The sequence below is a fragment of the Romboutsia weinsteinii genome, from assembly GCF_002250835.2.
GTDB classification, from domain to species: Bacteria; Bacillota; Clostridia; order Peptostreptococcales; family Peptostreptococcaceae; genus Romboutsia_A; species Romboutsia_A weinsteinii.
The window spans coordinates 1-7,477 of sequence record NZ_NOJY02000090.1; the positions used below are offsets into that span (position 1 = coordinate 1).

Consider the following 7,477-nt stretch of genomic DNA (forward strand, 5'->3'; position numbering starts at 1 on the left):
GTTCGATGCAATGATGAGTTGTTTATATCAAATGAAGATTCCAATAGTATATATGTACTAGATAAAAATACGTTAAATCCTGTTGGTATAATAGGTGTAGATAACATGCCTCATGGATTTGATTTTGACAGCGAAACTAATAAGCTATATGTGCCTTGTATAAATTCAATACTATGTATAGATGTATTAAACAAATATATTGAAAAAAAGGTAGATATAGATTTTAAAGCATGGCATATTGAAATTGATAAAAAACGAAAGGAAATATATACATCAACATTAGATGGGAAGTTAGTCATACTAGATACTAATGATATGAGTATAATAAAAGTTTTGGATGAATTTTTATTGCCTATAGAAATCTGTTTTAACTATAGTAGTAGAAAAATATATATAACTGATTTAGGGTACAAAAATATTAGAATTTTAGACTATGATACGGGAAGGTATCTAGGAAGTATTGATGTGGACGGAAACCCTCAAGGATTAGAAATATCTAAAGATGAAAAATTTTTATTTGTATCTGATACACAAAAAAATTCAATTAAAGTATACAGTACAAACAACAATCAGTTGGTAAAAGAGATAAAGGTAGGAAAAGAGCCTACAACTATAGTATGTATGTAGGCTTAATCAATATCTCGTATAAGCAAATCTATAACTTCTGCATACATATAGGATGCATTGTTTTTCCAATTATTACAAATAAGCTTAGCTTGCTTTTCTGAAGAAACATTTAAATTTAAATCTATTAAGTTAGCTTGATTCTCTATAACTCGTAGATTAACTATAAATTCATTATTACTTTGTTTAACAAAGCTAGATTTTACTTGAGTATCAGCTAACAAATTCTCTTTATTAGAAGTTATGTACTCATCTATTCTTTTTGTAATATTCTCAGGTAGTCTAGATAAAAAATATTCTAATGTTTCAAGACCTTTTTGAGTAAGTGAATAATATTCTCTGTTAGAATCTTTGTAAATAGTTAAAAACTTAGATTCCATTAGCTGTGACAAAAGCTGTTGTAGTGAAAAATAATTCATCATTTCAGTTTCTAAAATAACTTGAGTTATTTGAGAATTAGTCAAATCCATTTTGATTTTATCTAAAATATATAAAATTAGCAATTTATGATAAGCTAATTCTTGAGATGAGTTTTCAAACATAGTATCATCCTCCGTAAAACTATTTCTATATAATATATTAAACCAAAATATATAAAAATAAAAGTACAAATTGATTAATATTATTTTTATCTAAGATATAAAGAAGAAGGCTACCTCTTAAGGTAGCCTCCTCTTTCTTTGTGTCAAAATTTACTGTTATTTGCCAGCCATTTGTTGCTCAGCCATTTCAACTAATTTCTTAGTCATGTAACCACCAACATATCCATTTTGTCTAGCTGTTAAGTTACCTTTATCAACACTATCATAGTTTGATAAACCTATCTCGTTTGCTATTTCTAATTTCATTTGGTTTAATGCAGCTTTAGCTGCTGGTACAACAGTTTTATTGTTTGAGCTTGACATAGTAAATTCCTCCTTAAGATGATTGTTATTACAACACAACTTAATGTGTTGTAATACTAATTTAACCAAATAACAGAGATTGTATTCAGAAAAAATTAGGAAATAAATGTAATAAAAAACTTAATTATAAATCTTGTGGTTCATTTTTATCTTTTTATCTTTTCTGATACCTTGTTGAATGCCATGAGGTTCTCTTTGGTAGTATCTTTCATCAACTTTTATAGTTCTTCTGGAACTTTCTATTTGATGTCCTTTAAGATTAGTAAAAGTACTTCTGATATGTGACATAAATACACCACCTTTATAATAAGTCTTAAATATAATCTTCCCAAATAAAAAAAATAAGTTTGTAGTAATTTTTTGAAATAAAAAAAATAAATTTAAAATATAGGGATAAATTTAATCACAGGGGGTGCGATATGAACAGAAAATTTAAAAGAACTAAAGCTTTTATGTCTAGCGTGGTTTTCTTTGGATTATCCTTAGTTTTAGTATTTGTTTTGGTTTATGGAATAAAGTACATATGCTCTGTAAATGGAAATAGTCAAATACCTATATATAGGGTAGACACAGAAGATAAAAAAGTAGCTTTGACATTTGATGTAGCGTGGGGAACTGACAATATGAAGACTATAATGGAAGTTTTGGAAAAGCATAATATTAAATCAACATTTTTTCTTGTAGGAAGCTGGGTTGATGACAATAAAGAGATAGTAAAGCAGCTTTCTGAAAGTGGACATGAGATTGGCAATCACTCAAATACACATGCAAATATGACTGCACTATCAGATGAAGATATAACAAACGAAATAGAACTTACATCAGAAAAAATTTCTAACATAACAGGTAATCAAACTAAATTATACAGACCTCCATTTGGGGAGATAGATAGCAAATCAATGGATATCTGTGAGTCTTTGGGATATCAGGTTATAAAATGGGATGTAGACTCTCTAGACTGGAAAGAAATAGGTCCTAACCATGTAATTGATAGAGTAGTAAAAGGAGTTCAACCTGGATCTATTGTGTTATTCCATGCAAATGTAAGCTATGTAAGTGAGTACTTAGATAATATAATTACAAGATTAAAAAAAGATGGATATGAAATTGTTCCAGTATCAGAATTAATTTACAAAGATAATTACACTATAAATTCAAACGGAGTTCAAAAAAATATAGAAGATTAGATTTAAACAGGATGAAGCAAATAATTATTTGATTTGTCCTGTTTACTATTTTTACATTATAAAATAAGGATTATTTAAATAATTATTAATAAAATAAATAAAAAAATGAAAATACTATAAACAAAAATTTCAATTTGTATTAGTATATTATACATAGTAAGTTTTTTAAGGGGGAATTATTATGTTTTCTATACCAGAATTAAAAATGGTAGAAGAAGTTATGGATGAAAAATTTACATGTATAAATAAGGATACGAATTTAAATATTGCTATACAGGAGATGATAAAAGCAAATGTTAGAGCCTTAGTAGTAATAAATAATAAAGAAAAGATTGAAGGAATAATATCTATGACAGATATACATAAAATTTCTAATCAGAATGATAACTACAAAAATGTAATTGTTGCAGATGTTATGAGTAGAGATATTATATATGCCAGTAAGGGAATAGATATAAATCAATGTAGAAATATGATGATAAAAAATAAAATAGGTATACTTCCTATTTTAGATGATGGAAAAGTAGTGGGAGTTTTAAATCAAAATCATATTCGTGACTATTTATATATGGAATTAGAAGACTATGGAATAACTGTTAAGCATATAGTAGGAGAAATAAAAGAAGGAATATGTGCGATAAATGCAGAAGGTATAGTAATTCTATGGAATAAATTTATGGAAGAAAGATATGGTATATTATCGAGTAAAATAGTTGGAAGGCCAATACATGAGTTTTTACGACATACTATATCAGAAAGAGTATTAAACTCAAAAGAAAGTATGAGTGATGTTTATTGTTCTTGTGATAAGGAAGATTTATACGGGCTAGTACACGCAAATCCTATATATATTGAAGGTGAGTTTTTAGGAGTTGTATGTACAGAGGTAGACATTACAGAAGCTAAAAAATTAAGTATAGAGCTTGAAAAAGCAAATGATACATTAAAATATTTACAAGATGAAGTTAAGAATCTATCAAAGGGGAGCTTTGATAAGGTTTTAGGTAAAAGTTATAAACTGGAAAAAGAAAAAGAAGTAGCAAAAAGAGTATCAAAAACTAATAGCAGTATACTTATATTTGGTGAAAGTGGGACAGGTAAAGAAGTATTTGCAAGAGCGATACATGAGTATAGCGATAAAGTAGGTCAGTTTATACCTGTAAACTGTAGTGCAATACCTAATGAATTATTTGAGAGTGAGTTTTTTGGATATGAATCAGGCGCATTTACTGGCGCAAGTAAAAAAGGTAAGATGGGTATTTTTGAGCTAGCTAAAAATGGGACTGTGTTTTTAGATGAAATTGGAGACTTGCCTATGAATATGCAGGCAAAGTTGTTAAGGGTTTTACAAGAAAAAGAAGTAAGGAGAATTGGTGGAGAAAAAATTATAAAAATAAAATCTAGAGTAATATGTGCTACAAATAAAAATTTATCAGATTTAGTAAAGGAAGGAAAGTTTAGAGAAGACTTATACTATAGACTGAACGTTGTAGAGATAAACTTACCACCTCTAAGGGAGAGAAAAGAAGATATAGAGATATTAATACATAATTTTTTAAAAGAAATTTGCGAAGAGAATGAAAAGTCAGTAATAGGGATTACTAAGGAAAGCGTAAACATACTTCAAAGTTATAAATGGAAGGGAAATATAAGAGAGTTAAAAAATACAATAGAAAATCTAGTAGTTCTTTCAAAGAGAGATGTAATAGAGGTAGAGGACTTGCCTAGTTATATAACAGAATCATCCTATATTAATGAAGATGATGATGGAGATTTAGATTTAGTAAAATTAACTCAGAAGTTAGAAAATAGAGTAATAAGCAAAGCTTTAGAATTGACCAAAGGAAATAAGGCAAAGGCAGCAAAAATATTAAATATACCTAGGACAACTCTATATTATAAAATTGATCAAAACGATATAGAATATAGCAAAACATAAAGTGTCTAAAAACGGACACATGTCTAAAATTTGACAATTCATGAATTTACAATTCAAAACTAGCTAATAATAAGTACGTTAGATATATAAAGCAAAAAAAACAGTAAAAAAGTGTCTATTAATAGACACTTTTTTACTGTTTTTATTTTAACGTTTTCCCTAATTATTATTGATAATATAAATATTGATAAAAAAATAATTAGCTATAATATTGAAAAATACACTTATGTATCGTAACAACTATAGAAAAAATATATAATTATAACTTTTGGCATAGAATATGCTTATATAAAAGTGAGAAAAGTTGACAGGGGTGATTACTATAGTACTTAGAATAGAACTAAGACAACATGTAGGTGCACCTTGTAAGCCAATAGTAGAAGTTGGTGAGACTGTGAAGGCTGGACAATTAATAGCTGAGCCTCAAGGCTTAGGTGCTAATATACATTCTAGTGTGTATGGAAAAGTTGTAGATATAACAGACAGCACACTATTTGTAGAAGCAGATGAAAATCAACCTAAAGAGTATGTAAAAATAAAAGATACTGATACATATCTTGAAGCAATTAAAGAAGCTGGAGTAGTTGGTGCTGGAGGGGCAGGATTCCCCACACATGTCAAGTTACAAGGGGCAATAGAGGGTGGCTACATTATAGCAAATGCAGCTGAATGTGAACCGGTATTAGATCATAATATTAAATTTTTAGAAGAAAATCCTGAAGTATTAGTAAGGGGCTTAAAATATATGCTTGAAATAACAAAAGCAAGTAAAGCATATATTGCTATAAAAACTAAGTATAGAAAAGCTTTAATGGCATTAGGAAAAGCTTGTAAAAATGAACCTAATATAGAAATTAAATATTTACCTAACATGTATCCTGCTGGAGATGAAAGAGTAATAATAAGGGAATTATTAGGAGTAGAATTAACTCCAGGAACACTTCCTTCAGAAGCTAAGGCTATAATTTCTAATGTTGAAACTATAAAACGTGTAGTTGAGGCAATAGAAGATAGAAAGCCGGTTATAACAAAAGATATAACTGTAGGTGGAAGAGTAAAAGGTGCAGAAAATGAAGGTAGAGTATTCTTCGATGTACCAATAGGTATGCCGATTAAACATTTTATTGATGAATGTGGCGGACTTATTGAACCTTATGGAGAAATAGTTATTGGAGGACCTTTTACAGGGAGACATGGAGAAGAGTCTAGTCCAGTAACAAAAACATTAGGTGGAATACTAGTATCTATGCCTTTACCGCAAGAAACTAGAAAATTAGGAATAATTGCTTGTGAATGTGGTGCACAAGAGGATAGATTAAAAGAAATTGCTTCATTAATGGGAGCAGAAGTAGTAGCAGAAACAAAATGTAAGAGAATGATAGAGGTAAATGGAAGATTTAGATGTGACCTTCCAGGTATATGCCCAGGTCAAGCTGAAAAAGTTCTAAAGCTAAAGAGTCAAGGCGCTGAGGCCGTATTAATAGGAAACTGTGAGGATTGAACTAACACAGTGATGCAAGTGGCACCTAGGTTAGGATTGCCTGTATACCATAGTACGGACCACGTATTAAGAGCCTCTGGCCATAGATTATATAGAAGAAAAAAATAACGAGGAGGTATTTTAATATGTCAATAACTGTAGAAACAGCTAAAGCCCATGAAAATGATCCAGCAGTATGCTGCTGTAGATTTGAAGCGGGAACTGTGATCGAACCATCAAATTTAGAAGATCCTGCTATATTCGGAGATTTAGAAGATTCAGGATTACTAACAATATCATCAGAGTGTTTAACAATAGGGGAAGTTTTAGGAGCTAAATTAACTAAAACTGTAGATGCATTAACACCATTAACTAGAGATGTACTAGATGGAGTAGTATCAAAAGAAGTAGAAGTAGCACAAGAAGTTAAGCCTGCTGTAGCTGAAATAGCACCAGTAGCACCTGTTGCTCCAGTTCAAGCATCAGCTGGTCAAACAATAAAGATACACATAGGAGAAGGTAGAAATATAGACTTAGAAATACCTTTATCTATAGCAGCTCAAATGGGTGTATCACCAGTTCAAACTGCACAAACAGTAGAAATAGAAGCACCTGCTCAACAAATAGAAAAAGTAGAAGAAAAAGTTCAAGAAGCTAAGGTTGTAAGAACTTTAACTAAAAAGCACTTCAAAATAGAAAAAGTTGAATTTGCTGAAGAAACTAAAATAGAAGGAACTACTTTATATATAAGAACTCCAGAAAATATAGCTAAAGAAGCTGTAGATACTCAAGAGTTAGTAGTTGATCTTAAGTTAGAAATAGTAACTCCAGATAAATATGATACTTACAGTGAAACTGTAATGGATGTTCAACCTATTGCTACTAAGGAAGAGGGAGAATTAGGATCTGGTACAACTAGAGTATTAGATGGAGTTATAATGATGGTAACTGGTACAGATGAAAATGGAGTTCAAATAGGTGAATTCGGTTCTTCTGAAGGTGTACTAGAAACTAACATAATGTGGGGAAGACCTGGAGCTCCAGACAAAGGTGATATATTCATCAAAACTGAAGTAACAATAAAAGCTGGTACTAACATGGAAAGACCAGGACCTTTAGCTGCTCACGTTGCAAGTGACTACATAACTCAAGAAATAAGAGAAGCTTTAAAGAAAGCTGATGAAGCTTTAGTAGTAGATACTGAGGAATTAGTTCAATATAAGAGACCTGGTAAGAAAAAGGTTGTAGTAATAAAAGAAATAATGGGTCAAGGGGCAATGCATGATAACTTAATATTACCAGTTGAGCCTGTTGGTACATTAGGAGCACAACCAAACGTTGA

7 protein-coding genes and 1 pseudogene are annotated in these 7,477 nt (G+C 30.1%); 5 read left to right on the forward strand and 3 right to left on the reverse strand.

Annotated features, from left to right (window positions below; all coding sequences use genetic code 11):
- On the forward strand, positions 1-627 hold a 627-nt coding region (locus tag CHL78_RS19020; RefSeq protein ID WP_147295857.1), incomplete at its 5' end, for a YncE family protein.
- 2 nt (positions 628-629) lie between these two features.
- On the opposite strand, the gene CHL78_RS19025 is transcribed toward CHL78_RS19020, so the two are convergent.
- From CHL78_RS19025 to CHL78_RS20895, 3 genes are all read right to left on the reverse strand, one after another.
- Positions 630-1,166 carry a DUF4364 family protein gene (locus tag CHL78_RS19025; RefSeq protein WP_094369681.1) on the reverse strand — a complete coding sequence of 179 codons (537 nt, stop codon included), beginning with the start codon at positions 1,164-1,166 and terminating at the stop codon, positions 630-632.
- A 156-nt stretch (positions 1,167-1,322) separates the two neighbouring features.
- Positions 1,323-1,529, reverse strand: coding sequence for an alpha/beta-type small acid-soluble spore protein (locus tag CHL78_RS19030; protein ID WP_094369682.1), 207 nt, complete (start codon positions 1,527-1,529; stop codon positions 1,323-1,325).
- A gap of 120 nt (positions 1,530-1,649) precedes the next feature.
- Positions 1,650-1,817, reverse strand: coding sequence for a hypothetical protein (locus CHL78_RS20895; RefSeq protein ID WP_158540738.1), 168 nt, complete (start codon positions 1,815-1,817; stop codon positions 1,650-1,652).
- A 131-nt stretch (positions 1,818-1,948) separates the two neighbouring features.
- On the opposite strand from CHL78_RS20895, the gene CHL78_RS19035 reads away from it, so the two are divergent.
- The 4 genes and pseudogenes from CHL78_RS19035 to CHL78_RS19050 all read left to right on the forward strand — a co-directional run.
- On the forward strand, positions 1,949-2,716 hold the full coding sequence (locus CHL78_RS19035; protein ID WP_094369683.1) for a polysaccharide deacetylase family protein: 768 nt from the start codon (positions 1,949-1,951) through the stop codon (positions 2,714-2,716).
- A 181-nt stretch (positions 2,717-2,897) separates the two neighbouring features.
- Entirely contained in the window at positions 2,898-4,655 is a 1,758-nt protein-coding gene (gene prdR / locus CHL78_RS19040) for a sigma-54 dependent transcriptional regulator PrdR (RefSeq protein WP_094369684.1), read from the forward strand.
- Between the two features lie 322 nt (positions 4,656-4,977).
- Positions 4,978-6,264 (forward strand): proline reductase-associated electron transfer protein PrdC, encoded by a 1,287-nt coding sequence (gene prdC / locus CHL78_RS19045; protein ID WP_274541871.1) that lies wholly within the window; start codon positions 4,978-4,980, stop codon positions 6,262-6,264.
- 17 nt (positions 6,265-6,281) lie between these two features.
- Positions 6,282-7,477, forward strand: a pseudogene (locus CHL78_RS19050) (D-proline reductase (dithiol) proprotein PrdA); the annotation flags it as partial.

Coding starts and splice junctions, on each gene's coding strand:
- prdR (WP_094369684.1), top strand. CDS start 2,898: ATGTTTTCTATACCAGAATTAAAAATGGTAGAAGAAGTTATGGATGAA.
- CHL78_RS19025 (WP_094369681.1), bottom strand. CDS start 1,166: ATGTTTGAAAACTCATCTCAAGAATTAGCTTATCATAAATTGCTAATT.
- CHL78_RS20895 (WP_158540738.1), bottom strand. CDS start 1,817: ATGTCACATATCAGAAGTACTTTTACTAATCTTAAAGGACATCAAATA.
- CHL78_RS19035 (WP_094369683.1), top strand. CDS start 1,949: ATGAACAGAAAATTTAAAAGAACTAAAGCTTTTATGTCTAGCGTGGTT.
- CHL78_RS19030 (WP_094369682.1), bottom strand. CDS start 1,529: ATGTCAAGCTCAAACAATAAAACTGTTGTACCAGCAGCTAAAGCTGCA.